Source organism: Paraburkholderia sp. JPY465 (assembly GCF_050436725.1).
Taxonomy (GTDB): domain Bacteria; phylum Pseudomonadota; class Gammaproteobacteria; order Burkholderiales; family Burkholderiaceae; genus Paraburkholderia; species Paraburkholderia youngii.
Map to the genome: position 1 here is coordinate 96,336 of NZ_JBNDMT010000003.1, position 26,769 is coordinate 123,104.

Sequence of the window (26,769 nt, forward strand, 5' to 3'; positions counted from 1 at the left end):
GCCGCGCGCCGGGGCCGCGATCCTGAAGGTGAAGCAGAAGTCGATGTAGCAGTTTCGGTCTGCTAGCGATACGCCCGCGACCGGCCGGCAACGAATCGGCAGCATGCAGTTCGGACTCGAGGCGAATTGCTCATAAAAAATCGCCCGCAACTCCCGTCAATCCTGACGGCAACGTCCCACGCCTCTCGATGGAGCCAGATATGACTGTTGCGAATCTCGTTTCAGCCTCATCCCCAACCTCTCAAACGCGACGCTCGCGACTTGCCGCGGCGGCCAATCCGGTGCTGGCGGGCCCGAGCACATCGGCGGTCGCGCTCGGCGAAGGCAGTGCCGGCGATGTCGCGTGCATCACGCTCGCCAACTCGCAATTGCGTCTCGATGTCGCGCCGACGCTCGGCGGCGGCGTGACCCGCTTCGACTGGCGCGACGACGGCGCGCTGACGCCGATCTTCCGGCGCTGCAGTGAAGTCGGTGTCGATACGGAACCGAACCAGCTTGCCTGCTATCCGCTGTTGCCGTACTCGAACCGCATCGGCGGCGGTCATTTCAGCGTGGGCGGGCGGCGCGTCGAGGTGCCGCGCAACCGCGCCGATGAACCGCTGCCGATTCACGGCGACGGCTGGCTCGCGCAATGGCAGGTGCTCGACACGGGCCGCGAGCACGTGCGCCTCGCGCTCGACCGCAGCGACGGCAAGCCGTACGCGTTCCGCGCGACGCAAACCTATACGCTTGACGGCCCGACGCTCATCGTCGCGCTCGAAATCGAAAACACCGGCCGCGAGACGCTGCCGTTCGGGCTCGGCGTGCATCCGTTCTTCGTGCGCGATGAGGACACCGAGCTGTCGGCGGCGGCCGGCGGCCTGTGGCTGTCGGGCGACGACTGGCTGCCGGTGCGTCACGTGCCGGCGCCGCCCGCGTGGCAGTTCGGCGTCGCGTATCCGCTGCCGGAGACGATCGTCAATCACGCGTTCACCGGCTGGAGCGGCCAGGCGGCGGTGGTGTGGCCGAAGCGCCGGCTGTCGCTGAACATCGCCGCCGATACCGACTACTACGTGCTGTACACACCGCCCGGGGAAGACTTCTTCTGCTTCGAGCCGGTCGATCATCCGATCAATGCGATGAACCTGGCCGGCGGCGCGAGCGAAAACGGCATGACGCTGCTCAAGCGCGGCGAGCGGTTGACGCGCACGTTCCGCTTCACGGTCGAGCGGACTGGCCTGCGCTCGATGCCGGGTGCACGTGGCGCGCGGCGCAGGCAGTAGCCACAGTCAATGAGGTGCGGGCCGCGCGCTGACCGCCATCGACGGATGGCGATCGTCGGACGGGTAAAATACGCGCCTCCTCCGATTACCGGCTCGCCGCGAGACTCACCATGTCCAATTTCATCCAGACACTCAACGACGCCTGGCAGCGCACGAACTCGCTGCTGTGCGTTGGGCTTGATCCCGAGCCCAGCAAATTTCCGGGCGCGCTCGCGGGCCGCGCCGACGCGATCTTCGAGTTCTGCCGCACGATCGTCGATGCAACCGCGTCGTATGCGTCGTCGTTCAAGCCGCAGATCGCTTACTTCGCCGCGCATCGCGCGGAAGACCAGCTCGAGCAGCTGATCGCTCACATTCACGCGAACCATCCGGGCCTGCCGGTGATTCTCGACGCCAAGCGCGGCGATATCGGCAGCACCGCCGAGCAGTACGCGCGCGAGGCGTTCGAGCGCTACCAGGCCGACGCGGTGACGGTCAATCCGTACATGGGTTTCGATTCGATCGAGCCGTATCTCGAGCACGCGGGCAAGGGCGTGATCGTGCTGTGCCGCACGTCGAACGCGGGCGGCTCGGACTTGCAGTTTCTCGAGACGGGCGGCCGGCCGCTGTACCAGGTCGTCGCGCAACTGGCCGCGCAGAAGTGGAATGCGAGCGGCCAACTGGGGCTCGTGGTCGGCGCGACGTTTCCGAAGGAAATCGAAGTGGTGCGCGGGATCGTCGGCGACATGCCGCTGCTGATTCCGGGCATTGGTGCGCAAGGCGGCGACGTGCAGGCCACCGTGAGCGCCGGACGTACCGCGAACGGCACCGGCATGCTGATCAACTCTTCGCGCGCGATCATCTACGCGGGCAAGGGCGACGACTTCGCGCAAGCGGCCGCGCAGGCAGCGAAGGACACCCGCGACCGGATCAACGCGTTTCGTTGAATCGAGGAGCGGCGCGTCAGCGCGCCGGTCCCAGTCGCCCGATCAACTCCGCATGGCGCGGATGCCGCGCCTTCAGCGCATCGACCTCCGCGAGTTCGAACTCGCTGAATTCGAAACCCGGCGCGACCGTGCAGCCGACCAGCGCGAACGACGCCGGATCGGCGCACTCGGCCGCGAACCACATACCGGCGGGCACGACGGCCTGATACACCATATCGGGATGCGTGAGCGGATTGCCGAGCCGGTGCGTGACGAGCGCACCGTCGGCCTCGCCTTCATCGAGCACATGGACCAGCAGCGGCTCGCCGGCGTAGAAATGCCAGACTTCGTCGGATCGGATCCGATGCCACGCCGAATGCGCGCCGTCGCACAGCATGTAATAGATCGCGGTCGATGCCGCACGGGTGTTCTCAGTCTCGCTTGCGTCGCCGGCGCGCAGCACGCGCGCGGCGGAGCGATAGGTCTCCGCGAAAAAGCCGCCTTCGGGATGGGGCTTCAGGTCGAAGCGGCGGATCAGTTCATCTGCGATCGCGCGCGAATCCGGCATTGTTCGCCTCCTCAGTGACAGTTAGACGCCGCTCAATGCTCGCGTTCGTCGAGTAGCGCCAGCAGGCCGCGCAGCGCGTGCGCCGCGGCCTGCACGCGGATCTGCTCGCGATCGCCCTTGAAAATCTTCGTTTCCACCGACGTATGCAGCCGATTGGTCCAGCCGAACGACACCATGCCGACCGGCTTGGTTTCGGTGCCGCCACCGGGCCCAGCGACGCCCGTGATCGACAGCGACACCTGCGCGCGGCTGTTGCGCAGCGCGCCTTCAGCCATCGCCCGGGCGACCGGTTCGCTGACCGCGCCGTGCTTTTCGATCAGGTCGGCCGGCACGCCGATCATTTCGCTCTTCGCCTGGTTCGAATACGTGACGAAGCCGCGTTCGAACCAGCCGCTGCTGCCGGAGATGTCGGTGATCGCGGTCGCGACCATGCCGCCCGTGCAGGACTCGGCGGTCACGAGCATCAGGCGCTCGTCGCGCAGACGGTTGCTCACGCGGATCGCAAGCTGGTGAACGACGGAATCGGTAGGCATGGCGTCAGTCAATCCGGAAAACGAAGCCGGCCGTGAGGCGCGGCGAACGGCAGGGGCCGGGTGGCGACCAGAAGAGCCGAACGGTGCTCAGGTAGCATTCGGGCAGCGCTCAAACCGACATCCGCCACAGTGCAATCACGAGCAACGTAAAGAACGCGGCGATCAGGTCGTCGAACATGATGCCAAAGCCGCCTTTCAGCCGACGGTCGAAGTAGCCGATCGGCGGCGGCTTCACCATGTCGAAGAAGCGGAAGATCACGAATGCCCAAACCTGAGCGGCGAGCGTGGCAGGCGTGACCATCAGCAGCACGAGCCAGAACGCGACGATTTCATCCCACACTACCGCCGACGGATCCTCGACGCCAAGCCGCTTCGCGGTAAAGCCGCACAGCGCGATGCCGGCGAGAAAGCCGACGCCGATCAGCACGCCCCATTCGATAACGGTCAGATAGCGGCTCAGTACCGCGAAGGACGCCCATCCGAACAGCGTGCCGATCGTCCCCGGCGCGACGGGCGACAGCCCGCTGCCGAAGCCGAGCGACAGGATGTGGACTGGATGCGACAGCATGAAGCGCGCGGTCGCGCGGCGTGGCTGAGCGGGCTTCGGCGCGCGCGGTTCTGGTGCTTGCGGCGGCTCGCTGCCGAGGAAGTCGTCGGCGGGGCCGAGCGGGGGGTCATTCTGCATGAAAGTGATCGAAACCTTGCAGCGTCAGAGTGAGCGGCGCGCCGGCGGCGTTGCGCCACGCGATGGCCGGGCGGTCGGTGGCCGCCTCCAGTGCGCTTATTGTACCGATGCGAGTGACCGGCACAGCGGCCTTGTGCGCGGCGGCCTCGACCGCGGCGCGCGCGGCAGCGGGCGCGGTGAAGCACAGCTCGTAGTCGTCGCCACCGGCTAGCGTGCAGCGCTGCTGGACGTCGGGTGGCAGTCGGCGCAACGCGGCCGAGCGCGGCACCGCGTCGACGTCGACGCTTGCACTCACCGACGAGCGCTCCAGGATATGCAGCAGATCGCCGGCGAGTCCGTCCGACAGGTCGAGCGCCGCGTGTGCGATGCCGCGCAGCGCGAGGCCGAGCGCAATGCGCGGCTCGGGGCGTTCGAGTGCCTGGCGGAACGTCGCGGCGTCGTTCGGATCGGCGGACCATTCGCCCCGCTGCACGCCGAGGCCGGCGCGCGCGTCGCCGAGCGTGCCGGAAATCCAGATGTCGTCACCGGGTTGCGCGGCATCGCGGCGCAATGCTGTTTGCGGCGGCACGCTGCCGAACACGGTAATGCACAGATTGAGCGGCCCGCCGGTCGTATCGCCGCCGATCAGCTCGCAGCCGTAGCGCTCGGCCAGCGCGAACAGGCCTTCGCTGAATCCGGATAGCCACGCTTCGTCGGCCTGCGGCAGCGCGAAGGCGAGCGTGAATGCCTGCGGCTGCGCGCCCATCGCCGCGAGGTCCGACAGGTTGACCGCGAGCGCCTTGTGACCGAGCGCTTCGGGATCGATATCGGCGAAGAAGTGACGGCCTTCCACCAGCATGTCCGTCGAGATCGCCAGCATTTCGCCGGCAGGCGGTGCCAGCAACGCGCAGTCGTCGCCGATGCCGAGCGTGCCGCCTTCGGTAGTGGAGGGCCGCGCTTGGGCGGCGCGGCGGGCGAAGAAGCGGTCGATCAGCGAAAACTCGGAAAGCATGATGGCGGGCGATGAGCGGAGAACGAGTGGAGAAATAGCGCAGGTCAGGAGATTCGAGCGTAATGCCCGGTCGCAAGCAACGGGCGAGCGGTGCAACGGGCAACGCGCTTTCACGCTGTTTCAGTCGCGGCAGTTGTACCCGTATTGAAGGAATTGCGTGGGCAATTGGGGCTACAATGCCGTCGAACGTCTATTCTAATCTGCCCTCCGAAGCCCGCCTTATGTCGAATCCCGTCAATACCAAACTCCGCGAAGCAGCCCTCGATTACCACGAGTTTCCGACTCCCGGCAAGATCGCGATCGCCCCGACCAAGCAGATGATCAACCAGCGCGACCTCGCGTTGGCATATTCGCCTGGCGTCGCATTTGCGTGCGAGGAAATCGTCGAGAGCCCGCTGAACGCCGCGCGCTTCACCGCGCGCAGCAACCTCGTCGGCGTCGTCACGAACGGTACCGCGGTGCTGGGTCTCGGCAACATCGGCCCGCTCGCGTCGAAGCCGGTCATGGAAGGCAAGGCCGTCCTGTTCAAGAAGTTCGCCGGCATCGACGTGTTCGATATCGAGATCAACGAGACCGATCCGCACAAGCTGGTCGACGTGATCGCCGCGCTCGAGCCGACCTTCGGCGGCATCAACCTCGAAGACATCAAGGCGCCGGACTGCTTCATCGTCGAACGCGAATGCCGCAAGCGCATGAAGATTCCGGTCTTCCATGACGACCAGCACGGCACCGCGATCGTCGTCGCGGCGGCGGTCACCAACGGCCTGAAGGTCGTCGGCAAGGACATCAAGGAAGTGAAGCTGGTCTCGTCCGGCGCTGGCGCGGCGGCGCTCGCCTGTCTGGACCTGCTGGTCGACCTCGGCCTGCCGCTCGAAAACATCACCGTGACCGACCTCGCGGGCGTCGTCTACAAGGGCCGTACCGAACTGATGGACCCGGACAAGGAGCGTTTCGCGCGTGAAACCAGCGCGCGCTCGCTCGCCGAGGTGATCGACGGCGCGGACGTGTTCCTCGGCCTGTCGGCTGGCGGCGTGCTCAAGCAGGACATGGTCAAGAAGATGGCCGCCAAGCCGCTGATCCTCGCGCTCGCGAACCCGACGCCGGAAATCCTGCCGGAACTCGCGCTCGAAGTGCGTCCGGACGCGGTGCTGTGCACGGGCCGCACCGACTACCCGAACCAGGTCAACAACGTGCTGGTGTTCCCGTTCCTGTTCCGCGGGGCACTGGACGCGGGCGCGACGACGGTCACGCGCGAAATGGAAATCGCCGCCGTCAACGCGATCGCCGAACTGGCGCGCCAAGAACAGAGCGACATCGTCGCGACCGCGTATGGCATCCAGGATCTGTCGTTCGGACCGGAATACCTGATTCCGAAGCCCTTCGATCCGCGTCTGATAGTGAAGGTCGCCCCTGCAGTGGCGAAGGCCGCGATGGACTGTGGCGTCGCCGAGCGTCCGATCGAGGATATGGACGCGTACGCGCAGCATCTGCAGCAATTCGTCTACCACAGCGGCACGACGATGAAGCCGATCTTCCAGCTCGCGCGCAGCGTCGAGCCGGAGAAGAAGCGCATCGTGTTCGCGGAAGGCGAAGAGGAACGTGTACTTCGCGCGATTCAGATCGTCGTCGACGAAAAGCTCGCCAAGCCGATTCTGATCGGCCGGCCGGCCGTGATCGAACAGCGGATCGCTCGTTATGGCCTGCGTCTCGTCGCCGGGCAGGATTACACGGTCGTCAACACCGATCACGACGAACGTTACCGTGAGTTCTGGCAGGAATACGCGAAGATGATGTCGCGCAAGGGCATCACCACGCAGATGGCCAAGCTCGAGATGCGCCGCCGCACCACGCTGATCGGTTCGATGATGGTCAGGAAAGGCGAGGCGGACGGCATGATCTGCGGCACGGTCAGCACGACGCACCGCCATATCCACTTCATCGACCAGGTGATCGGCAAGAAGCCGGGCGCGAAGGTGTATGCGGCGATGAATGGGCTGGTGTTGCCGAACCGGCAGATTTTTCTCGTCGATACGCACGTGAATGTCGATCCGACGCCGGAGGAACTGGCCGAGATCACGATCATGGCGGCCGAGGAAGTGCGTCGCTTTGGTATCGAGCCGAAGGTCGCGCTGGTGTCGCATTCGAACTTCGGTTCGAGCAACGCGCCGAGCGCGCAGAAGATGCGCGATACGCTCGAGATCCTGCGTGAACGCGCGCCGGAGATGCAGATTGACGGCGAAATGCACGGCGATGTCGCGCTCGACTCCAACCTGCGCCGCGAAGTGCTGCCCGATTCGACGCTCGAAGGCGACGCGAACCTGCTGGTGCTGCCGAACATCGATGCGGCCAACATTGCGTACAACCTGCTGAAGACGGCGGCCGGCAACAACATCGCGATTGGCCCGATCCTGCTCGGCGCGGCCAAGCCGGTGCACGTGCTGACGCCGTCGGCGACGGTGCGCCGGATCGTCAACATGGCGGCGCTGCTGGTTGCGGACGTCAGCGCAACCCGCTAAGCGCACATCGTGACCGGGCCGCGACAGGCCCGGCGCCGGTTCTCCAACCGGCGCGCCCTGAAAAAAACGGCGTGCCCGCAATGGGCACGCCTTCAGGGCAAGCTGGGGATCGCCACCCCGAAAAATGGCAATGACACAGCCTTTCGGCTGAGTGGTTCCAGGCTCTAACAACCGCAATCGAGCGCCTCGGCCACCGGCAGCCTGCACCGCTTGCGCTGCGTTCGATCACGATTGAGCTCAGTTTAGCCTGATCGCGCTAAACATTCTGTCAAAAGTCGTCAAAGCCCCGACGGCCGGCTATCCGCGCGGCGAGGCGGGGTGTCGTCGGGCCGTCGAACGTTGATTCCAAAGGCTATTAGCGATACCCTTACGACTTTCATGGTCGTCAAACTCGTGGTCTGACAGCGGGGAAACCTGATACATGGCACGCAACTGGTTGCGCATGAAAGGCGTGCTGATCGGTGCTGCCGCGCTCTGCGCGTTGTCAAGTTCGGCGCCCGAGGCGCTGGCGCGAGACTATTCGGCGCCAGCTGTGGCGGAAGCGCAGGTAGGCACCATCGCGCTGGCGCAATTGCCGCGCGAGGCGGTCGATACGTTGAACCTCATTGCTGCCGGCGGGCCTTACCCGTATCAGAAGGACGGCATCGTATTCGGCAACTACGAACGGGTGCTGCCCGCTCATCGGCGCGGCTATTACCACGAATACACCGTCCCCACGCCTCACGCGCGTAATCGCGGGGCGCGCCGCATCGTCTGCGGAGGTCCGCTACAGCGAACCGACAATTGTTATTACTCGGACGACCATTACACCAGTTTTAACCGTATTGTTGAATGACATTGGGATGAACGGCATGAGCGACAACATCTACGCGCACGATTCCGGAGTCGCGACGGATCTTTTCGCGGCCGGCGACGGCAATTTGTTCCAACGCGTCATGAAGATGCGCGCCGACGAGCAGGGTCGCGACAACCAAAGCGAGGCTGGCACGGTGGTTTCATCGAACGAAGAGCCCATGAGCCTTTTCAGGACGGTGCGGCCGAACATCGTGCAGTCGATCCGCGCGTTCCGCGTGCAGGATCTCGCCGACGAGGCCAACCACCTTGGCCAGCACTTTCTGTATGCGTATTGCGCGAACGCCGCCTCGAAGCAGGAAGTGCTCGAGACGATCGCGACGTCGTTTCTGTTTCCCAAGCATTTCGGCAAGAATTACGACGCGCTCTACGATTGCCTGACCGACCTCGTGCACAAGGCCGGCGCGCAGCCTGGCTTCGTAATCGTGCTCGAACACCTGCCGATCGCGCAGAAATTCGACAAGGAAGGGCGCGAAACGCTGCTCGACGTGTTCCGTGAAGCGGCCGAATTCTGGGCCGAGCGCAAGGTCGCGTTCCGGGTGTTTTACTCGTTCGCCTGAGGCTCGTAGAATGTTCGCCTGTTCAGGCGTTTCTGCTTGGACCTGGCAGTTAACGTCGCGGTATAAACGGCAAAGGCCCGCTAATTAGCGGGCCGTTGTTTTTTTGCGGCGCTGCTTGTGGAAGCTCCCGCTTACCAACCACCCCAGCGCGCCGCAAGCGCGGCAAGCACCGCGATCCCCGCGGTTTCCGTGCGCAGCACACGCGGGCCCAAGCCGACTGCGGTAAAGCCCTGTTCAATGGCGGCAGTTTCCTCGTCGGCGGAAAGGCCGCCTTCGGGGCCGATCAGCAGCGTCACGCCACCCGGCGGCGGCGCGTCCGGCAGCGCCGCAAAGCCGATGCTCGCGCGCGGCGACAGCAGCAGGCGCAACTCGTCGGGCGCCGGCTCGCGCGCGAGGGTATCGAGCCACGCGCCAATCTCACACACCGGCATCACGTCTGGCAGCCGATTACGCCCGCACTGTTCGCACGACGCCCGCACCACACCCTGCCAGTGCTGCTGCCGCCGCTGTGCCCGCTCGCCGGTCAGGCGCACGACGCTGCGCGCGGTCGCGAGCGGCACGAAGCCAGAGGCGCCGAGTTCGACCGCCTTCTCGATCAACCAGTCCATCTTGTCGCCGCCTGCAATGCCTTGGGCGAGCGTCAGCCGATACGGCGGCTCGACCTCCACCGCGCGAAATTCGCCAATTTTCACGCGAGCCGAACGACGCTCGACCTCGACGAGTTCGGCGCCGTATTCGCCGCCCTGGCCGTTGAACAGCACCAACGAGTCGCCAGGCTGCAGACGCAGCACGGCCACGTGGCGCACGACGTCGTCGGGCAATGCGATCACGTCATCGGGATAAAGCAGCGCATCAACAAAAAAACGGGGCATCGACGAAAGACTCTCGGATTCAGGAAAGGTGGCGGGCGAGCGCCCAGCGATAGCCGTCGATGTCTTCGACCTGCGCAAAGCGGTCGCCCCAGAACTGGTCCTGCGGCTCGCTCAGCGACTTGGCGCCGGCCGCGAGCGCGCGAGCATACACGGCATCGACGTCCTCGACATAGACATAGAACGATTGCGGCGCGATCGTGCCCGCGCTCTTCGGCGTCTTCGCGGTCGAGCCGAACGCGCCTTCGGGCGCGAACATCACGATCAATTGGCCTTGATAGGTCATCTCGACGTGCATGACGACGCCATCGTCCTGCACGCTGTCGCGCACGTCGAAGCCGAACGCCGCCGAAAAAAACGCCGTCGACGCGCGCGTCGCGCACCGTCAGATAGGGGGTCAGCCAGGGCACACCGGCGGGGCGAGGGGCGGTCATGGAGTTCTCCGGATCTCGTGGGGCAGCGTGGCCACTGTTGCGGGTTTCGCTCCGGCGCGGCATGCCGGCTTCGCTCGAACCGGTTCGCTCCAGGTGTCCACGCTTCAAATGGATGGTTTCGTCGTCGGACTCAGTTTATCGCGCGCCGTTCGCGCTGCCGAGAGTTGCCCCGCGTGCACCGCTGGTTCGTCATGACGCAGCGAATCGATGCGGTATGCGGCGGGACGTTCGGCGAGCGTGCGAATCGGTCGGGCCGTAGCGGAGCTCGCTAGACATCCGGGCATCGAGCGGACCGAGCCGCGCATGAGGAAATCCGTAGACGGCGCCGGCACAAGGCTGGAACAATAACGGGGCGTCCACGGCGGACGGGCTCGATCGGCAGCGTGGGCAAAACAGCTGCTCGGATCGTGAATGCCGCCGCCGGGCGGAGTGCGTTGAACCGCGCGGCCGGGCGGGTTTCCGGCCGGGTAGGGGTTAACCTTCTGCTAGAATGTGACGCTTTCAGCCTTGTCCGCTTGCTCTGCCCGTTTCGCGTCTCCTGGCGCCGCATCGTGCGCCGTAGCGAACTGGCCGCCGAGCTTCCGGGCCTCAAGCGCGCTCCGCTTTCTGACTCTGTCTCCGGACTCGACATGACGACCCCGTCTCCCGCACCCACTTCCCTGATGGCTAACGCGATCCGCGCGTTGTCCATGGACGCCGTTCAAAAGGCGAACTCCGGCCACCCGGGCATGCCGATGGGCATGGCCGAAATCGGCGTTGCCCTGTGGTCGCGTCATCTGCGCCATAACCCGAAGAACCCGCAATGGGCCGATCGCGACCGCTTCGTGCTGTCGAACGGTCACGGCTCGATGCTGCTGTACTCGCTGCTGCATTTGACCGGCTACGACCTGCCGATGGAAGAGCTGAAGAACTTCCGCCAGCTCCATTCGAAGACGCCGGGTCATCCGGAATACGGCATCACGCCGGGCGTCGAGACGACCACCGGCCCGCTCGGCCAGGGTCTCGCGAACGCGGTCGGCATGGCGCTCGCGGAGTCGCTGCTCGCCACAGAATTCAACAAGCCCGACGCGAAGATCGTCGACCACCACACGTACGTGTTCGTCGGCGACGGCTGCCTGATGGAAGGCATCTCGCACGAAGCCTGCTCGCTCGCGGGCGTGCTCAAGCTGAACAAGCTGATCGCGTTCTACGACGACAACGGCATCTCGATCGACGGCGAAGTGGTGCACTGGTTCCACGACGACACGCCGAAGCGCTTCGAAGCGTACGGCTGGAACGTGATCCCGAACGTGGTCGGCCATGACGTCGACGCGGTCGACGCGGCGATCAGACAGGCGAAGCAGTCGGACAAGCCGACGCTGATCTGCTGCAAGACCGTGATCGGTGAAGGCGCGCCGACCAAGGCGGGCTCGCACGACTCGCACGGCGCGCCGCTCGGCGACAAGGAAATCGCGGCAACGCGCGAAGCGATCGGCTGGAAGTGGGAGCCGTTCGTGATCCCGCAGGAAGTCTACGCGGCATGGGATGCGAAGGACGCGGGCGCGCGCCTTGAATCCGAGTGGGACAAGGCGTTCGCCGCCTACGCGGCCAAGTATCCGCAGGAAGCCGCCGAGTTCAAGCGCCGCAGCGCGAAGCAGCTGCCGGCCGACTGGAAAGACAAGGCGAAAGCGATCATCGCGGGCGCGAACGAACGCGCTGAGACCGTCGCGACGCGTAAGGCGTCGCAGCAGGCCATCGAAGGTCTGTCGGCCGTGCTGCCCGAACTGCTCGGCGGTTCCGCCGACCTGACCGGCTCGAACCTGACCAACTGGAAAGCCGCGAAGCCGGTGCGCGTGAATGCCGAAGGCCGTGCCGCCGGCAACTACGTGAACTACGGCGTGCGCGAATTCGGCATGAGCGCCGCGATCAACGGCGTCGCGCTGCATGGCGGCTACAAGGCATTCGGCGGCACGTTCCTGACGTTCTCGGACTACAGCCGCAACGCGCTGCGCGTCGCCGCGCTGATGAAGTCGCAGTCGATCTTCGTGTTCACGCACGACTCGATCGGTCTCGGCGAAGACGGCCCGACCCACCAGTCGATCGAACACGTCGCGAGCCTGCGCCTGATTCCGAATCTGCAAACGTGGCGCCCGGCCGATACGGTCGAAACCGCGGTGGCCTGGACCCATGCGATCGAGCATGAAGGTCCGTCGTGCCTGATCTTCAGCCGTCAGAACCTGCAGTTCAACGAGCGCACCGACGCGCAGATCGCCAACATCGAGAAGGGCGGCTACGTGCTGCGCGACTGGGACGAAGAGATCGTCGCGCGTAAGATCATCCTGATCGCGACGGGCTCGGAAGTCGAACTGGCGATGAAGGCCGTCGAGCCGCTCGCGCGCGAAGGCATTGCCGCACGCGTCGTGTCGATGCCGTCGACAACGGTGTTCGACAAGCAGGACGCCGAGTACCGCGAACGCGTGCTGCCGCATGGCGTGCGCCGCGTCGCGATCGAAGCGGGCGTGTCGGATTTCTGGCGCAAGTACGTGGGTCTGGAAGGCGGCGTGGTCGGCATCGACACGTTCGGCGAGTCGGCCCCGGCAGGTGTGCTGTTCAAGCATTTCGGTTTCACCGTCGAGCACGTGGTGGCGACGGTCAAGGCCGCTCTCGGCTGATGGTTGCGTCGCGTTGCCGTCGTGCCCGTGGATGCGCGGGGCAACGCACCGAACCGGATGTCCGACCAGGCGAACATAAACGGATTTTTTAGCCATCAGGAGATAAATCATGACGATTCGCGTCGCAATCAACGGCTACGGCCGGATCGGCCGCAATACCCTGCGCGCCTTCTATGAAAACGGCAAGAAGCACGATATCGAAATCGTCGCCATCAACGATCTGGGCGATGCGAAGACCAACGCCCACCTGACGCAGTACGACACCGCGCACGGCAAGTTCCCGGGCCAGGTGTCGGTGGACGGCGACTACCTCGTCGTGAACGGCGACAAGATCCGCGTGCTGGCGAACCGCAACCCGGCCGAACTGCCGTGGGGCGAGCTGGGCGTCGACGTCGTGATGGAGTGCACGGGCTTTTTCACGACCAAGGAAAAGGCCAGCGCGCACATCAAGGGCGGAGCGAAGAAGGTCATCATCTCGGCGCCGGGCGGCAAGGACGTCGACGCGACCGTCGTCTACGGCGTGAACCACAACGTGCTGAAGGCATCGGACACGGTCATCTCGAACGCATCGTGCACGACCAACTGCCTCGCGCCGCTGGTCAAGCCGCTGAACGACAAGATCGGTCTCGTGAATGGCCTGATGACGACGATCCACGCGTACACGAACGACCAGGTTCTGACCGACGTGTACCATGAAGACCTGCGCCGCGCGCGTTCGGCTACGCATAGCCAGATCCCGACCAAGACCGGTGCTGCATCGGCGGTCGGCCTCGTGCTGCCGGAACTGAACGGCAAGCTGGACGGCTATGCAATCCGCGTCCCGACGATCAACGTTTCGGTCGTCGACCTGTCGTTCATCGCCGCGCGCGACACGACGGTCGAGGAAGTCAACGCGATCATGAAGGAAGCATCGGAAGGCTCGCTGAAGGGCGTTCTCGGTTACAACGACGCACCGCTCGTGTCGATCGACTACAACCACAACCCGGCTTCGTCGACGTTCGACTCGACGCTGACCAAGGTGTCGGGCCGTCTCGTGAAGGTGTCGAGCTGGTACGACAATGAGTGGGGCTTCTCGAACCGCATGCTGGACACGGCTGTGGCGCTCGCGAACGCGAAGTAAGCTGCCGGTTTCACGCTGCATGAGAAAGCCGCTTCTCGGAGCGGCTTTTTGTCGTCTGCGGTATCGGCGCGGCGGCTACGGCGTCGGGAAATAGACGCCCGCGCGCTGCGCGGCGTTCGCGATGTGCGTCTCGATCGCCTTGCCGGCCGCGAGCGAATCGCGGGCCTTCAGCGCGTCGAGTATCGCGCGATGCTCGGTGTAGGTGGACAGCACCCGCTCGCGCCGGTAGAACGGCATGCGCTGGCTTTCCTTCATGATCTCGGCGCTGCTGCGCAGGATCGACTCGATCGCCGCATTGCCCGCGATACTGACGATGCGCATATGGAACGCGTAGTCGAGCCGCGCCGCTTCGTCGAGTTCCTCGCAGGCGAGCGCGCTTTGCATCGCGGTGACGTTTTCCTCGAGCCACGCGAGGTCGTCGTTGGTGACCGCGAGCACCGCCATGCGCGCAACGAAGCCTTCGAGCGCGTAGCGCATCTGATACGTGTCGGGCAGCGACGACTGCTCGGCGAAACGCCACGCCTGAGCGGTTTTCGCCTGCGCGCTTTCCACGTACACGCCCTTGCCGGGGCGGATCACCAGCAGGCCGAGCGCTTCGAGCGTGGAGAGCGCTTCGCGCAATGACGCTCGGCTGATCGACAGTTCATCGGATAGCTGGCGCTGCGCCGGCAGCAGGCTGCCCACCGGATAGACGCCCGCTTCGATGCGCTCGCGGATGGTCGCGATGGCCGCGTCAGTGACGGTGTGCGGGACGTTTTTCATAAAAGCTCACTTGGTGGCGTGGTCTGACCGCAATTCTAATACGCGGTCGGAAACGGCGCGCCGCACGGCGTCGCGCATCCTGAATCCGACCCGAAATCGCCGAAAAAATAACGGGTAAACACTGCTCGATCAGTCCTTGACGGGACTATATCGGCTTCCTACCATTCGCCATAACAATACTGGTCGGACCAGTCTGAACAGAAGTGACCGAGACAACCATCCGCAGGAGGAAGCCGTGTTGAAATTCTTCAATTCGCTATTTGGCCGGGTCGTGATAGCGCTCGTGGTCGGCATCGTGCTCGGTGCCGTGTTTCCGCATTTCGCGCAGTCCTTGCGGCCGCTCGGCGACGGCTTTCTGAAGCTGATCAAGATGGTGATCGGACCGATCGTGTTCTGCGTGGTGGTGAGCGGCATGGCGCACGCGGGCGATTTACGCAAGGTCGGCCGCGTCGGCTTGAAGTCGGTGATCTACTTCGAGGCGATGACGACGATCGCGCTCGTGATCGGCGCGGTGCTCGCTTACGTGACGCGTCCGGGCGCCGGCATGAACGTGAACCTGAGTTCGCTCGATGCGGCGTCGCTCACGACCTATACCGAGCACGCGAAGAGCCTGAAGGACACCGCGGGCTTCCTGCTGAAAATCATCCCCGACACGGCGATCAACGCGTTCGCGACCGGCGACATCCTGCAGATCCTCGTGTTCTCGGTGCTGTTCGGCTCGGCGCTGTCGCTGCTCGGCAAGCGCGCGCAACGCGTGAGCGGGTTGATCGATGAACTGTCGCAGGTGTTCTTCCGCGTGATGGGCTTCATCATCAAGCTCGCGCCGCTCGGCGTGCTCGGCGCGATCGCGTTCACGACCGGCACCTACGGCGTCGAGTCGCTCAAGCAGCTCGGCATGCTCGTGCTGGTGTTCTACGCGAGCTGCGTGGTGTTCGTCGTGCTCGTGCTCGGCGCGGTGATGCGGCTCGCCGGCTTCAGCATCTTCAAGCTGATCCGCTATCTGCGCGAAGAACTGTCGATCGTGCTCGGCACCGCGTCGTCCGACGCCGTGCTGCCGCAGATCATGCGCAAGCTCGAATGGATGGGCGTCAAGGATTCGACGGTCGGTCTCGTGATTCCGACCGGCTACTCGTTCAACCTCGACGGCTTCTCGATCTATCTGACGCTCGCGGTGCTGTTCATCGCGCAGGCGACCAATACCCCGCTGTCCGTCCACGACCTGATCGTCGTCGTGCTGGTGTCGCTGGTGACGTCGAAGGGCGCGCACGGCATTCCGGGCTCGGCGATCGTGATTCTCGCGGCGACGCTGTCCGCGATTCCCGCGATTCCGGTGCTCGGTCTCGTGCTGATTCTGCCGGTCGACTGGTTCGTCGGCATCGCCCGTGCGCTGACCAATCTGATCGGCAACTGCGTCGCGACGGTGGTGGTCGCCGTATGGGAAAACGATATCGACAAGGCGCGCGCACACCGCGTGCTGAATCGCGACGCGGCACTGCGCTACGTGCCGGCCGTCGACGACACACTCGCCGAGCCGGGCGCTGGCGAACACGCGGCGGCACTCTGACGGCGGCGCGCCCGCCCTGGTCTGACCAGACCGACCGGAACCGTACCTAGACAGTTTTTTGGCAAACCGGCGGCCCCGTGGCGCCGCCGGCCGTTTCTGACCTCTTCGACACTGACCGACATCATGGCCAACCCGATCCTCGACCCGAACGCTCCCGCCTTCACGCGCCGCTATATGAACCTCGCCGATCCGCGCCTCGGCGCGAAGGCGCTGTTCGCCAGCGACGAATTCTTCGCACCGAAAGAGCGCATGCTCGAGCCGCAGCCGGCGGTGTTCATCCCCGGCAAATACGACGACCACGGCAAGTGGATGGACGGCTGGGAGACGCGCCGCAAGCGCACGAACGGCCACGACCATTGCGTGATCCGTCTCGCGCGGCCGGGCGTCGTGCATGGCGTCGATCTCGACACGAGCCACTTCACCGGCAATTTCCCGCCGGCGGCGTCGATCGATGCCTGCCACAGCGACGCTGACGTGCCGCCAGAGCACGCCGACTGGCAGCCGCTCGTGCCGGCGACGACGCTACAGGGCAACCAGCATCACTACGTCGAAGTGAAAGACGCGCGCCCGGTCACCCATCTGCGCGTGAATCTATACCCGGACGGCGGGCTCGCGCGACTGCGCGTGTACGGGCAGCCGCAGCGGGACTGGAGCCGCGTCGAGCGCGGCACGCTGCTCGATCTCGCCGCGATCGAGAACGGCGCGTACCTCGTCGCCGCGAACAACCAGCATTTCGGGCCGGCCTCGCAGATGCTGATGCCGGGCCGTGGCGTGAACATGGGCGACGGCTGGGAAACCCGGCGCCGTCGCGAGCCGGGCAACGACTGGGCGATCGTCGCGCTCGCACGGCCAGGCGTGATTCGCAGGATCGAAGTGGACACGGCGCACTTCAAGGGCAACTTCCCGGACCGCTGCTCGCTGCAGGCGGCATCGGTGACGGGCGGCACCGACGATTCCCTCGTCACGCAGGCGATGTTCTGGCCGGTGCTGCTCGGCGAACAGAGACTGCAAATGGATCACGTGCACACGTTCACGGACGACCTCGCCGCGCTCGGGCCGGTCACGCACGTGCGCTTCAACATCTTCCCGGACGGCGGCGTGTCACGCCTGCGTCTGTGGGGCGAGATCGCTTAACGCACGCAACATCAGGGAGCGGCACGCATGAAGATCCTGCAGATGGAACGCCTGACGCGCGCGGCCTTCGCGCTGTTCGGCGATGTGATCGAACTCGACGGCGCGCGTCACTTTCCGATCAATGGCGGTACGACCGAGCGCTATCACGACCTCGCGCGCGTCGACGTGGCGGAGCAGGGCGGCCGGCCGCTCGTCAATCTGTTTCGCGCGCAGCCGCGCGCGCTGCCCGTCGAGATCACGATGATGGAGCGGCATCCGCTCGGCAGCCAGGCTTTCATTCCCTTACGCGCGGGCCGCTATCTGGTGGTGGTCGCGCCGGCCGGCGAGTTCGACGCCACGCGGATGCGCGCGTTCTGGACCGACGCGTGGCAGGGCGTCAATTACGCGAAAGGGGTTTGGCACCATCCGCTGCTCGCGTTGGATCAGGTCAGCGAGTTCATCGTCGTCGATCGTGGCGGCGACGCGCCGAATTGCGACGAATTGCAGTTGGCCGAGCCGTGGCGGCTCGCCTTCGAGCCGAGCGTGGAACTAGCCGGATAGCCGTATTTGCCGCCGCTGAACAAAAAAGACCCGACCGATTCTCATCGGCCGGGTCTTTCTTCTGACTTGCCAGGCCGCGTACTCGCACGCGGCCCGCCACGCATCAGTGCTTACGATGCGGGCAATTTTCCTTCGTGCACGCCCCATACAGTGCGAGCGCGTGCTCCTGCAGCTTGAAGCCGCGTGCCTTGGCGATGGACTGCTGACGACTTTCGATTTCGGGGTCGAAAAACTCTTCCACGAGCCCGCAATCGAGGCACACGAGGTGATCGTGGTGCGTCCCCTCGTTCAGTTCGAACACCGCCTTGCCCGATTCGAAATTGCTGCGCGAGAGCAGGCCGGCCTGCTCGAATTGCGTCAGCACGCGATACACGGTGGCGAGACCGATATCGAGTTCCTCGTGCAGGAGGTTGCGGTACACGTCTTCGGCGGTTAAATGACGTACCGGGCTGTGTTGGAAAATCTCAAGAATTTTGAGGCGCGGAAGGGTCGCCTTGAGCCCGATATTCTTGAGATCGGTTGGATTGGTCATGACAAGGGATCCCTAGAGTACAATGCTGGGCTCTCATAGTAATGTGTTTTGCCGTTCTGGTCATTTTCGATGGAATGAGCGCGGCCCGCAAGCGGGCCCGCACGGTGAGTGAAATGATTTCTAAATCTCAATTGATTTACCGGGGGAGCCGCATGCGGGGTACCTTGATCGCTGTCGCGACTGTCGCGGTTCTTGCCGGATGTTCCACGTACGACAGCCTGACCCAGCGCGTTGCCCAAAGCATTACGCCGTATCGGATTACGGTCGTGCAAGGTAACTTCGTGTCGCAGGAAATGGCCGGCCAGATGAAGGTCGGCATGACGCGCGCACAGGTGCGTCAAGTGCTCGGCACACCGCTGTTGACCGACATGTTCCACGCGGATCGCTGGGATTACACGTTCTATTTCAAGCGCGGCAACACCTCGATCGTTCAGCAACGCGACTTCGTCGTGTTCTTCTCGGGCGACACCGTGACCCACTGGACGGGTGGCGAGGATCTGCCGACCAATCTCGAATTGCTGGCCGAAATCGACGGCGACCGCGGTGGCCGTCGCTCGACCGCGACGCCGCCGGCCGCTGCGAGCGCGGCCGTGGCCGCCAGCGATGCAGCCGCCGCAAGCGCGGCCGCTGCCGCCGCGGCGCCGGCCACGGTGGATACGACGCGCTCGCCGTCGGTCGAAGGCGCCCAGCAGGCCGCCACGCCGTCCATGGACGCCAACGCGGAAGCCGCCCAGGCGGCCAATCGCGCGACCAGCGCGGTGTCGACGCCGAGCCGCACGCCGTCCGTCCGTTCGGCCGTGCCGAGAGCTGGCGCCGGCGGGATCCCGACGCAAGGCCCGACGGCCGGCGGCCAGCCGCAGTTCCAGTTCAAACGTCCGCCGCCGCCGGCGCCGGAAAACGAGAGCAACCCGGTCGGCCCGACGGGCTCGCAAAGCGGCGACAGCTCGACGCCGAACGGTTCGCCGTCGACGTCCGGAACGAGCAACTGATCCGCTTGTCGGTGTTGTGAGGCGGGCTGCGCGCCACATGTGCAGCGCCCGCCAGGTGTGTGTTTGTCCGGCGTCAGGCGAGGCCGGAAATGCGCCGCTTGGGCCGCATGAACCTGGTGCCGCAGTGCGCCGCGGCAGTGGGGCGCCGCAGCGGGCCGTATCAGTCAGTCACCTGAGCGAGCCGTCCCGGTTGGCCGCGCGCGTTGGCTTCAGCAGCGAGCCGACCGACCTCGCCGCAAGATCGTGCCGCCTGTCGCCGCTTGTCCCTATATCGACCGGGCGCATTCCCCGGCACACTGGTCGGTGCATTCGCCGGGCTCCATCCCGGTTGACTCTTTCCGAATCCTCATCGTCATGAAAATTGCCATTGCAGGCGCATCGGGCCGTATGGGCCGCATGCTGATCGAAACCGTCCTCAACGATGCCGACGCGACGCTCTCCGGCGCGCTGTGCCGCACGGGCGCGGCGCAGCTTGGCCAGGACGCCGGCGCGTTTCTCGGCAAACAGACCGGCGTGCTGCTGTCCGACGATATCGAGCGCGTCTTTGCCGAATCCGACCACCTGATCGACTTCACGCGCCCGGACGCGACGCTCGCGCATCTCGAAGCCGCGCAGCGCCACGGCGTGAAAATGGTGATCGGCACGACCGGCTTCGACAACGCGCAAAAAGCGCAACTGCGCGCGGCGGCGGAAAAGATCGGGATCGTGTTCGCGTCGAACACGAGCGTCGGTGTGAACGTCACGCTGAAGCTGCTCGAATACGCGGCGCGGCACTTCTCGACCGGCTACGACATCGAGATCATCGAGGCGCATCATCGTCACAAGGTCGATGCGCCGTCCGGCACCGCTCTGACGATGGGCGAAGTGATCGCGGGCGCGCTCGGCCGCAATCTCGACGACTGCGCGGTCTACGGCCGCGAAGGCGTGACCGGCGAGCGCGATCCGTCGACGATCGGCTTCTCGGCGATTCGCGGCGGCGATATCGTCGGCGATCATACGGTGCTGTTCGCGGGCATCGGCGAGCGCATCGAGATCACGCACAAATCGGCGAGCCGCCTGTCGTATGCACAAGGCGCGCTTCGTGCTGTACGCTTCCTCGAAGGCCACGACAACGGCTTCTTCGATATGCAGGACGTGCTCGGCCTGCGTTGAGCGAAGTTCGTTGCGCATAGGCGGGGCAGCGCATCCCGAGCGCGCCCTCCCGAAGTCACTTTCCGAAGGCGAGGTCAGATGGCAGCCAGCAGCGGCATCATTCATTACCTGCAAACGAGCGACGCGATCACGCTTGCGGTCGCCTACGTACTGCTGGCCATGTCGATTGCGAGCTGGTGTTTTCTGATCGTCAAGAGCTGGATTCTGACGCGCGCGAAACGCCAGTCCTCGCGGGCGATCGCGCGCTTCTGGCAGGCGCCGACGCTCGCCGAAGGCGTCGCCATCCTGCGCCGCACCGACCGCGAGCGCGTGTTCGCGCCGCTCGCCGAAGCGGCGCTCCATGCGGCCGAGGTCGACATTCCCTGTGCGCTGCTCGCGCGCGTCGAGCGCAGCGAACGGGTGCTGCGCGCGCTGCGCCAGGCGCTCAACGCGTCGCAGCGGCGGCTCGAGTTCGGTCAGGTGCTGCTGGCGTCGGTCGGTAGCACCGCGCCGTTCGTCGGTCTGCTCGGCACCGTGTGGGGCATCTATCACGCGCTCGGCAGCATCGCGGCGAGCGGGCAGGCGCAGATCGAGAACGTCGCGGGACCGGTCGGCGAGGCGCTGATCATGACCGCTTTCGGTCTCGTGGTCGCGATTCCGGCGGTGCTCGGCTACAACGTGCTGGGCCGCCTCGTGCGGCAATTGACCGAGGACCTGGACGGATTCGCGCACGATTTGCACGCGTACGTGTGCTCGCCCGAGCACGCGGCGACGCCGCCGCGCGCGCAGCAGGCGGCGCACGAGGCACACCGCTGACGCCTGGCGTGCGGCGGGCCCGATAAATCGCGACCTACCCCACACGACACACCGCCCATCGCAGGACCAAACTCAGACGCAAGGAGGCGACATGGCATTCGGCGGACTCGAGAAGAAGCAGACGGCCGCGCCGATGGCCGAGATCAACATGACGCCGCTGATCGACGTGATGCTGGTGCTGCTGGTGATTTTCATCATTACCGCGCCGCTGTTCTCGCACGCGATCCGGCTCGATCTGCCGAAGGTCGCGGCGGCGCCCGCGCGCCAGACCCCGCAGACCATCTCGCTGTCGATCGACGGCGCCGGCAAGCTCTACTGGAACGGCAAGCCGATCACGCTCGCGCAGATGCGCATGCAGTTCGCCGAGGCCGGCAAGCAGGCGGACCAGCCGGACATCCAGCTGCGCGCGGAGCGCTCGACGCGCTACGAAGTGATCGCGCAGGTGATGGGCGCCGCGCAGCAAGCGGGGCTCGAGCGGATCGGCTTCGTGACGGACCCGCCGCCGCCCGCCGCGCAGCACTGAGCATCACCGGGCGCCGCCGGGCGCGCACCGCGTCGACGAATCCGGCGTACCCCGCCCCGCACCATGCCGCGCGTAGCGGCGCACCCGTCCGCGAACGGTATAATCAGCCCTTTCCCCGTCAAAGGGGAAACGACGCAACGACATTCTGCAGAGCACCGGGCCGGTGCGAAAGCACCGAACCTAGCGATCCCATCACACCATGCACGAAAAATACGTTCCCTCCGACGTCGAAGCCGCCGCGCAAGGGCAATGGCGCGCCATCGACGCCTACAAGACGACGGAAACCACCGACAAGCCCAAGTTCTACTGCGTCTCGATGCTGCCGTATCCGTCGGGCAAGCTGCACATGGGGCACGTGCGCAATTACACGATCAACGATGTGATGTACCGCTATCTGCGGATGAACGGCTACAACGTGCTGATGCCGATGGGTTGGGACGCGTTCGGCATGCCGGCGGAAAACGCCGCGATGGCCAACAACGTGCCCCCCGCGCAGTGGACCTACGACAACATCGCTTACATGAAGAAGCAGATGCAGTCGATGGGTCTCGCGATCGACTGGTCGCGCGAAGTCGCGACCTGCAGCCCCGACTACTACAAATGGAACCAGTGGCTGTTCCTGAAGATGCTGGAAAAGGGCATCGCGTACAAGAAAACCGGCACCGTGAACTGGGACCCGGTCGACCAGACCGTGCTCGCGAACGAGCAGGTGATCGACGGGCGCGGCTGGCGCTCGGGCGCGCTCGTCGAAAAGCGCGAAATCCCGATGTACTACATGCGCATCACGCAGTACGCGGATGAGCTGCTGAACGATCTCGACGGCCTCGGCTGGCCCGAGCGCGTGAAGATCATGCAGCAGAACTGGATCGGCAAGAGCTTCGGCGTGAACTTCGGCTTCCCGTACGAAATCGACGGTGAGCAGAAGCTGCTGCGCGTGTTCACGACGCGCGCCGACACGATCATGGGCGTGACGTTCTGCGCGATCGCCGCCGAGCATCCGCTCGCCACGCGCCTTGCGCAAGACAAGCCCGAACTGCAGGCGTTCATCGACGAATGCAAGCGCGGCGGCGTCGCCGAAGCCGACGTCGCGACGATGGAAAAGAAGGGCATGGCTACCGGCTTCTACGTCACGCATCCGCTGACGCACGAGCAGGTCGAGGTGTGGATCGGCAACTACGTGCTGATGACCTATGGCGAAGGCGCGGTGATGGGCGTGCCGGCGCACGACGAGCGCGACTTCGCGTTCGTGAAGAAGTACGGTCTGCCGGTCAAACAGGTAGTGGCGGTCGAAGGCAAGGAGTTCTCGACCGAAGCGTGGCAGGAATGGTACGGCGAGAAGACCGGCACGCTGGTGAACAGCGGCAAGTACGACGGCCTCGCGTACGACGAAGCGGTGGACCGCATCGCCGCCGATCTGAAGGAGCTCGGCCTCGGCGACAAGCAGATCACGTGGCGTCTGCGTGACTGGGGCGTGTCGCGCCAGCGTTACTGGGGCACGCCGATTCCGATCATCCACTGCCCAAAGTGCGGCGACGTGCCGGTGCCGGAAAAAGACCTGCCGGTCGTGCTGCCGGAAGACCTCGTGCCGGACGGCACGGGCAATCCGCTCGCGAAGTCCGAAGCGTTCCTGAATTGCACGTGCCCGAGCTGCGGCGGCGCGGCGAAGCGCGAAACCGACACGATGGACACCTTCGTCGACTCGTCGTGGTACTTCTACCGCTACGCGTCGCCGGATGCGAAGACGATGGTCGATGAGCGCACCGACTACTGGGCGCCGATGGATCAGTACATCGGCGGTATCGAGCACGCGATCCTGCACCTGCTGTACTCGCGTTTCTGGGCGAAGGTGATGCGCGACCTCGGTCTTGTGAAATTCGGCGAACCGGCGAAGAACCTGCTCACGCAGGGCATGGTACTCAACGAAACCTATTACCGCGAAAACGACGCGGGCAAGAAGACCTGGTACAACCCGGCGGACGTGACCGTGTCGTTCGACGACAAGGGCCGCCCGGTCGGCGCGGTGCTGAACGCGGACGGCCAGCCGGTCGTGCTCGGCGGTGTCGAGAAGATGTCGAAGTCGAAGAACAACGGCGTCGACCCGCAGATGCTGATCGATCAGCACGGCGCGGACACCGCGCGCCTGTTCGTGATGTTCGCGGCTCCGCCCGAGCAGCAACTCGAGTGGTCGGGTTCGGGCGTCGAAGGCGCGAGCCGCTTCCTGCGCCGCGTTTGGAACTTCGGCTACACGAACGAAGCCGCGCTGCGCACGGGTGGCCAGTTGGACACCACGCAACTTAACGATGCCGACAAGGTGCTGCGTCGTGAGATCTACAGCGTGCTGAAGCAGGCCGATTTCGACTATCAGCGTCTGCAGTACAACACGGTGGTATCGGCCGCGATGAAGATGCTCAACGCGCTCGACGGCGCGAAGGGCGCGCAGACGGCCGTGCTGCGTGAGACCTACGGCGTGATGCTGCGCGTGCTGTACCCGGTCGTGCCGCACCTGACGTTCCAGCTGTGGCAGGAGCTCGGCTACGCCGACGAATTCGGCCCGCTGCTCGACGCACCGTGGCCGAAGGTCGACGAGAAGGCGCTCGAACAGGCCGAGATCGAACTCGTGCTGCAGGTGAACGGCAAGGTGCGCGGCGCGATCACGGTCGCGAAGGATGCATCGCGCGACGCGATCGAGCAGCAAGCGACCGCGCACGAAATGGTCGCGAAGTTCAGCGAAGGCAAGGCGCCGAAGAAGATCATCGTGGTGCCGGGCCGTCTCGTGAACGTGGTCGTTTGACGTTCCGGGCCCTCATCCGGCAGATGGGGCGCCGCCCGCACGGTGGCGTTCCTCGGCACCGCGAATCCACTGCGAACCGGGAGCGAATGTGACTCGCAGATCGTTTTTGACGCTCGCTTGCAGCGTAATGATGTTGTCGGCCTGCGGCTTCAAGCTGCGCGGCCAGCAGGACTTCGCGTTCAAGCGCCTCTATGTGTCGGGCGGCTCGCCCGCGGCCATGGCGCGCTTCACCCGCATCGTGCAGGGCGGCAGCGACACCGTGGTGGTCAACTCGGTCGCCAATGCCGACGCGATCCTGCAAATCACGCAGAACCGCAACCTCAGCACGCTGACGCTGAATTCGCTGGGCGTCGTCGCCGAGTATCAGCTGAATCTGCAGATGACCTACACGCTGACCGGCAAGGACGGCACCGTGCTGATTCCGGGCAGCGTGATCGCGCTGAACCGCGCGATGACCTATAGCGACCAGTTCTCGCAAGCGAAGGCCGCCGAGTCCGACATCCTGTTCGCCGACATGGAGAACGACGCGGTCGATCAGCTGATCCGCCGTCTCGGCGTGGTGCGCTCGCTGCATCCGACGCCGGCCGAGGCCGTGCCGGCCATCGCGCCGCGCGCGCCGCTGCCGCCGCCGCCGCTGTGAGCATCGCGCCGTTAGCGATGCGTCGAATCTCATCCATCCCGTCAACCGCCAGCCATGCAACTGCGACCTGACGCGCTCGAAGCGCATCTCGCCCGCGGCCTCGCCGGACTGTACGTCGTGTACGGCGACGAGCATCTGCTCGCGCAGGAAGCGTGCGACCGCATCCGGGCGGCCGCGCGCGCGGCAGGCTTCACTGACCGCTCGGTGTTCACGGCCGAGCGCTATTTCGACTGGAGCTCGCTGCTCGGCGCGAGCCAGTCGATGTCGCTGTTCGGCGACCGTCAACTGGTCGAGTTGCGCATTCCGTCGGGCAAGCCGGGCAAGGAAGGCGCGGATGCGCTGAAGGCGCTAGCATCCACCGTCAACGACGACGTGCTGACCATGATCACGCTGCCCCGTCTCGATGCGGCCACGCAGAAGTCAGCATGGTTCACCGCGCTCGCCGATGCGGGTGTCGCGCTGAAGATCGATCCGGTCGAGCGCGCGCAACTGCCGAACTGGGTCGGGCAGCGGCTCGCGGCTCAAGGCCAGCGCGTCGCAGCCGGCGAAGAAGGGCGGCGCGCGCTCGCTTTCATCGCCGAGCGCGTCGAGGGCAATCTGCTCGCCGCGCATCAGGAAATCCAGAAGCTCGGGCTGCTGTATCCGAGCGGCTCGCTGAGCTTCGATCAGGTGCAGGACGCGGTGCTCAACGTCGCGCGCTACGACGTCTTCAAGCTCAACGAGGCGATGCTCGCGGGCGACGTCGGCCGTCTCGCGCGCATGCTCGACGGCCTGCGCGGTGAAGGAGAGGCGGCGGTGCTCGTGCTGTGGGCCGTCGTCGAGGAAGTGCGTACGCTGTTGCGGATCAAGCGCGGCGTCGCAGCCGGCAAGCCTCTCGCGGTGCTCACGCGCGAGAACCGCGTGTGGGGTCCGCGCGAACGGCTGATCGGGCCGGCGCTGTCGCGTGTCAGCGAAGCGGCGCTCGAGAAGGCGCTCGCGCTGGCGGCGAGGCTCGATCGGCAGGTCAAGGGCTTGTCGGGCGGCACGCCGGGCAATCATCGCAACGATCCGCCGCCCGATCCGTGGGACGGCCTGTTCGAACTCGCGATGACGGTGGCCGCGCCAAAACCGTCGGCGGTGCCGCCAGTGACGCCGCCGCGACCTCGGGCGCCGACTGCGGCGCCAGCGCGGCGGCCAGGCTGAGCAACTGGGCGCGGGCGAGCTTCGGCGGCGATTGCAATCGCACAGCAACCGTCAATCGCGTCACATGCAGAGCACCGTGTTTCCCATGCCACGGGCTCAACACAACGCAACGGCAAACCCGCGACCGCACAGCGCACCCGCTGCCCCTCGCGAGCAAAGCCCAGGCACCCGACTTACAATCGTTTGATCTTTCGCTAATCTTGCCCGACCACCGCACGT

Annotated in this window: 24 protein-coding genes and 1 pseudogene; 17 read left to right on the forward strand and 8 right to left on the reverse strand. The window is 65.3% G+C overall.

What is annotated here, in order from left to right; translation table 11 throughout:
• Window positions 1-200 precede the first annotated feature (200 nt).
• The gene (locus tag QFZ94_RS14970; RefSeq protein ID WP_429457891.1) at window positions 201-1,262 is read left to right on the forward strand and encodes an aldose 1-epimerase; all 1,062 of its coding nucleotides are present in this window, start codon (window positions 201-203) and stop codon (window positions 1,260-1,262) included.
• A gap of 110 nt (window positions 1,263-1,372) precedes the next feature.
• On the forward strand, window positions 1,373-2,188 hold the full coding sequence (pyrF, locus tag QFZ94_RS14975) for an orotidine-5'-phosphate decarboxylase (RefSeq protein ID WP_368584056.1): 816 nt from the start codon (window positions 1,373-1,375) through the stop codon (window positions 2,186-2,188).
• A gap of 16 nt (window positions 2,189-2,204) precedes the next feature.
• Here the strand turns inward: pyrF and QFZ94_RS14980 are convergent, their stop codons facing one another.
• The 4 genes from QFZ94_RS14980 to thiL form a co-directional block, all read right to left on the reverse strand.
• On the reverse strand, window positions 2,205-2,735 hold the full coding sequence (locus QFZ94_RS14980; protein ID WP_429457893.1) for a cupin domain-containing protein: 531 nt from the start codon (window positions 2,733-2,735) through the stop codon (window positions 2,205-2,207).
• Window positions 2,736-2,767: 32 nt separating this feature from the next.
• Window positions 2,768-3,268: a CinA family protein gene (locus tag QFZ94_RS14985; protein ID WP_013090547.1), complete on the reverse strand. Its 501-nt coding sequence runs from the start codon at window positions 3,266-3,268 to the stop codon at window positions 2,768-2,770.
• Window positions 3,269-3,377: 109 nt separating this feature from the next.
• Window positions 3,378-3,953 (reverse strand): phosphatidylglycerophosphatase A family protein, encoded by a 576-nt coding sequence (locus tag QFZ94_RS14990; protein ID WP_368584054.1) that lies wholly within the window; start codon window positions 3,951-3,953, stop codon window positions 3,378-3,380.
• Window positions 3,943-4,944 carry a thiamine-phosphate kinase gene (thiL, locus tag QFZ94_RS14995; protein ID WP_429457895.1) on the reverse strand — a complete coding sequence of 334 codons (1,002 nt, stop codon included), beginning with the start codon at window positions 4,942-4,944 and terminating at the stop codon, window positions 3,943-3,945. Before thiL ends, QFZ94_RS14990 begins: the two co-directional genes overlap by 11 nt.
• 176 nt (window positions 4,945-5,120) lie before the next feature.
• On the opposite strand from thiL, the gene QFZ94_RS15000 reads away from it, so the two are divergent.
• The 3 genes from QFZ94_RS15000 to QFZ94_RS15010 all read left to right on the forward strand — a co-directional run bounded on the left by QFZ94_RS15000 (window position 5,121) and on the right by QFZ94_RS15010 (window position 8,872).
• Entirely contained in the window at window positions 5,121-7,460 is a 2,340-nt protein-coding gene (locus tag QFZ94_RS15000) for an NADP-dependent malic enzyme (protein ID WP_410848620.1), read from the forward strand.
• 421 nt (window positions 7,461-7,881) lie between these two features.
• A complete protein-coding gene (locus QFZ94_RS15005) occupies window positions 7,882-8,295 on the forward strand; it encodes a ribonuclease (RefSeq protein ID WP_368584051.1) in 414 nt (137 codons plus the stop codon).
• Window positions 8,296-8,311: 16 nt separating this feature from the next.
• The gene (locus QFZ94_RS15010) at window positions 8,312-8,872 is read left to right on the forward strand and encodes a barstar family protein (protein WP_013090542.1); all 561 of its coding nucleotides are present in this window, start codon (window positions 8,312-8,314) and stop codon (window positions 8,870-8,872) included.
• 131 nt (window positions 8,873-9,003) lie between these two features.
• Here QFZ94_RS15010 and QFZ94_RS15015 read toward each other — a convergent pair whose 3' ends face one another.
• Together QFZ94_RS15015 and QFZ94_RS15020 are read right to left on the reverse strand one after the other, a co-directional pair.
• The gene (locus tag QFZ94_RS15015) at window positions 9,004-9,744 is read right to left on the reverse strand and encodes a 16S rRNA (uracil(1498)-N(3))-methyltransferase (RefSeq protein WP_429457898.1); all 741 of its coding nucleotides are present in this window, start codon (window positions 9,742-9,744) and stop codon (window positions 9,004-9,006) included.
• A 19-nt stretch (window positions 9,745-9,763) separates the two neighbouring features.
• Window positions 9,764-10,175: pseudogene (locus tag QFZ94_RS15020) on the reverse strand (VOC family protein).
• A 629-nt stretch (window positions 10,176-10,804) separates the two neighbouring features.
• On the opposite strand from QFZ94_RS15020, the gene tkt reads away from it, so the two are divergent.
• Together tkt and gap are read left to right on the forward strand one after the other, a co-directional pair.
• Window positions 10,805-12,826, forward strand: coding sequence for a transketolase (tkt, locus tag QFZ94_RS15025; protein WP_429457900.1), 2,022 nt, complete (start codon window positions 10,805-10,807; stop codon window positions 12,824-12,826).
• Between the two features lie 109 nt (window positions 12,827-12,935).
• The gene (gap, locus tag QFZ94_RS15030; protein WP_013090539.1) at window positions 12,936-13,946 is read left to right on the forward strand and encodes a type I glyceraldehyde-3-phosphate dehydrogenase; all 1,011 of its coding nucleotides are present in this window, start codon (window positions 12,936-12,938) and stop codon (window positions 13,944-13,946) included.
• 75 nt (window positions 13,947-14,021) lie between these two features.
• On the opposite strand, the gene QFZ94_RS15035 is transcribed toward gap, so the two are convergent.
• Window positions 14,022-14,708 carry a FadR/GntR family transcriptional regulator gene (locus QFZ94_RS15035; protein ID WP_176380908.1) on the reverse strand — a complete coding sequence of 229 codons (687 nt, stop codon included), beginning with the start codon at window positions 14,706-14,708 and terminating at the stop codon, window positions 14,022-14,024.
• Between the two features lie 235 nt (window positions 14,709-14,943).
• Between QFZ94_RS15035 and QFZ94_RS15040 the strand changes: the two genes are divergently transcribed.
• The 3 genes from QFZ94_RS15040 (at window position 14,944) to QFZ94_RS15050 (ending at window position 17,946) form a co-directional block, all read left to right on the forward strand.
• Window positions 14,944-16,272, forward strand: a complete 1,329-nt coding sequence (locus QFZ94_RS15040; RefSeq protein WP_410848617.1) for a C4-dicarboxylate transporter DctA — start codon at window positions 14,944-14,946, stop codon at window positions 16,270-16,272.
• Between the two features lie 123 nt (window positions 16,273-16,395).
• A complete protein-coding gene (alc, locus tag QFZ94_RS15045; protein WP_429457903.1) occupies window positions 16,396-17,406 on the forward strand; it encodes an allantoicase in 1,011 nt (336 codons plus the stop codon).
• Between the two features lie 27 nt (window positions 17,407-17,433).
• Window positions 17,434-17,946, forward strand: coding sequence for an ureidoglycolate lyase (locus tag QFZ94_RS15050; protein WP_368584046.1), 513 nt, complete (start codon window positions 17,434-17,436; stop codon window positions 17,944-17,946).
• 103 nt (window positions 17,947-18,049) lie between these two features.
• Here the strand turns inward: QFZ94_RS15050 and fur are convergent, their stop codons facing one another.
• Window positions 18,050-18,478: a ferric iron uptake transcriptional regulator gene (fur, locus tag QFZ94_RS15055; RefSeq protein WP_027198845.1), complete on the reverse strand. Its 429-nt coding sequence runs from the start codon at window positions 18,476-18,478 to the stop codon at window positions 18,050-18,052.
• A 152-nt stretch (window positions 18,479-18,630) separates the two neighbouring features.
• Here fur and QFZ94_RS15060 point away from each other — a divergent pair, with 152 nt between their 5' ends.
• The 7 genes from QFZ94_RS15060 (at window position 18,631) to holA (ending at window position 26,550) form a co-directional block, all read left to right on the forward strand.
• Complete coding sequence (locus QFZ94_RS15060) at window positions 18,631-19,467, forward strand: outer membrane protein assembly factor BamE (protein WP_410842478.1); 837 nt, start codon at window positions 18,631-18,633, stop codon at window positions 19,465-19,467.
• 354 nt (window positions 19,468-19,821) lie between these two features.
• Entirely contained in the window at window positions 19,822-20,619 is a 798-nt protein-coding gene (gene dapB, locus QFZ94_RS15065) for a 4-hydroxy-tetrahydrodipicolinate reductase (protein ID WP_429457906.1), read from the forward strand.
• 78 nt (window positions 20,620-20,697) lie between these two features.
• The gene (locus tag QFZ94_RS15070) at window positions 20,698-21,414 is read left to right on the forward strand and encodes a MotA/TolQ/ExbB proton channel family protein (RefSeq protein ID WP_429457908.1); all 717 of its coding nucleotides are present in this window, start codon (window positions 20,698-20,700) and stop codon (window positions 21,412-21,414) included.
• Between the two features lie 91 nt (window positions 21,415-21,505).
• Complete coding sequence (locus tag QFZ94_RS15075; protein ID WP_368584042.1) at window positions 21,506-21,937, forward strand: ExbD/TolR family protein; 432 nt, start codon at window positions 21,506-21,508, stop codon at window positions 21,935-21,937.
• A 199-nt stretch (window positions 21,938-22,136) separates the two neighbouring features.
• The gene (gene leuS, locus QFZ94_RS15080) at window positions 22,137-24,728 is read left to right on the forward strand and encodes a leucine--tRNA ligase (RefSeq protein WP_429457910.1); all 2,592 of its coding nucleotides are present in this window, start codon (window positions 22,137-22,139) and stop codon (window positions 24,726-24,728) included.
• 88 nt (window positions 24,729-24,816) lie between these two features.
• Entirely contained in the window at window positions 24,817-25,368 is a 552-nt protein-coding gene (lptE, locus tag QFZ94_RS15085; RefSeq protein ID WP_429457912.1) for an LPS assembly lipoprotein LptE, read from the forward strand.
• Window positions 25,369-25,422: 54 nt separating this feature from the next.
• A complete protein-coding gene (gene holA, locus QFZ94_RS15090; RefSeq protein WP_429457914.1) occupies window positions 25,423-26,550 on the forward strand; it encodes a DNA polymerase III subunit delta in 1,128 nt (375 codons plus the stop codon).
• Window positions 26,551-26,769: the final 219 nt, after the last annotated feature.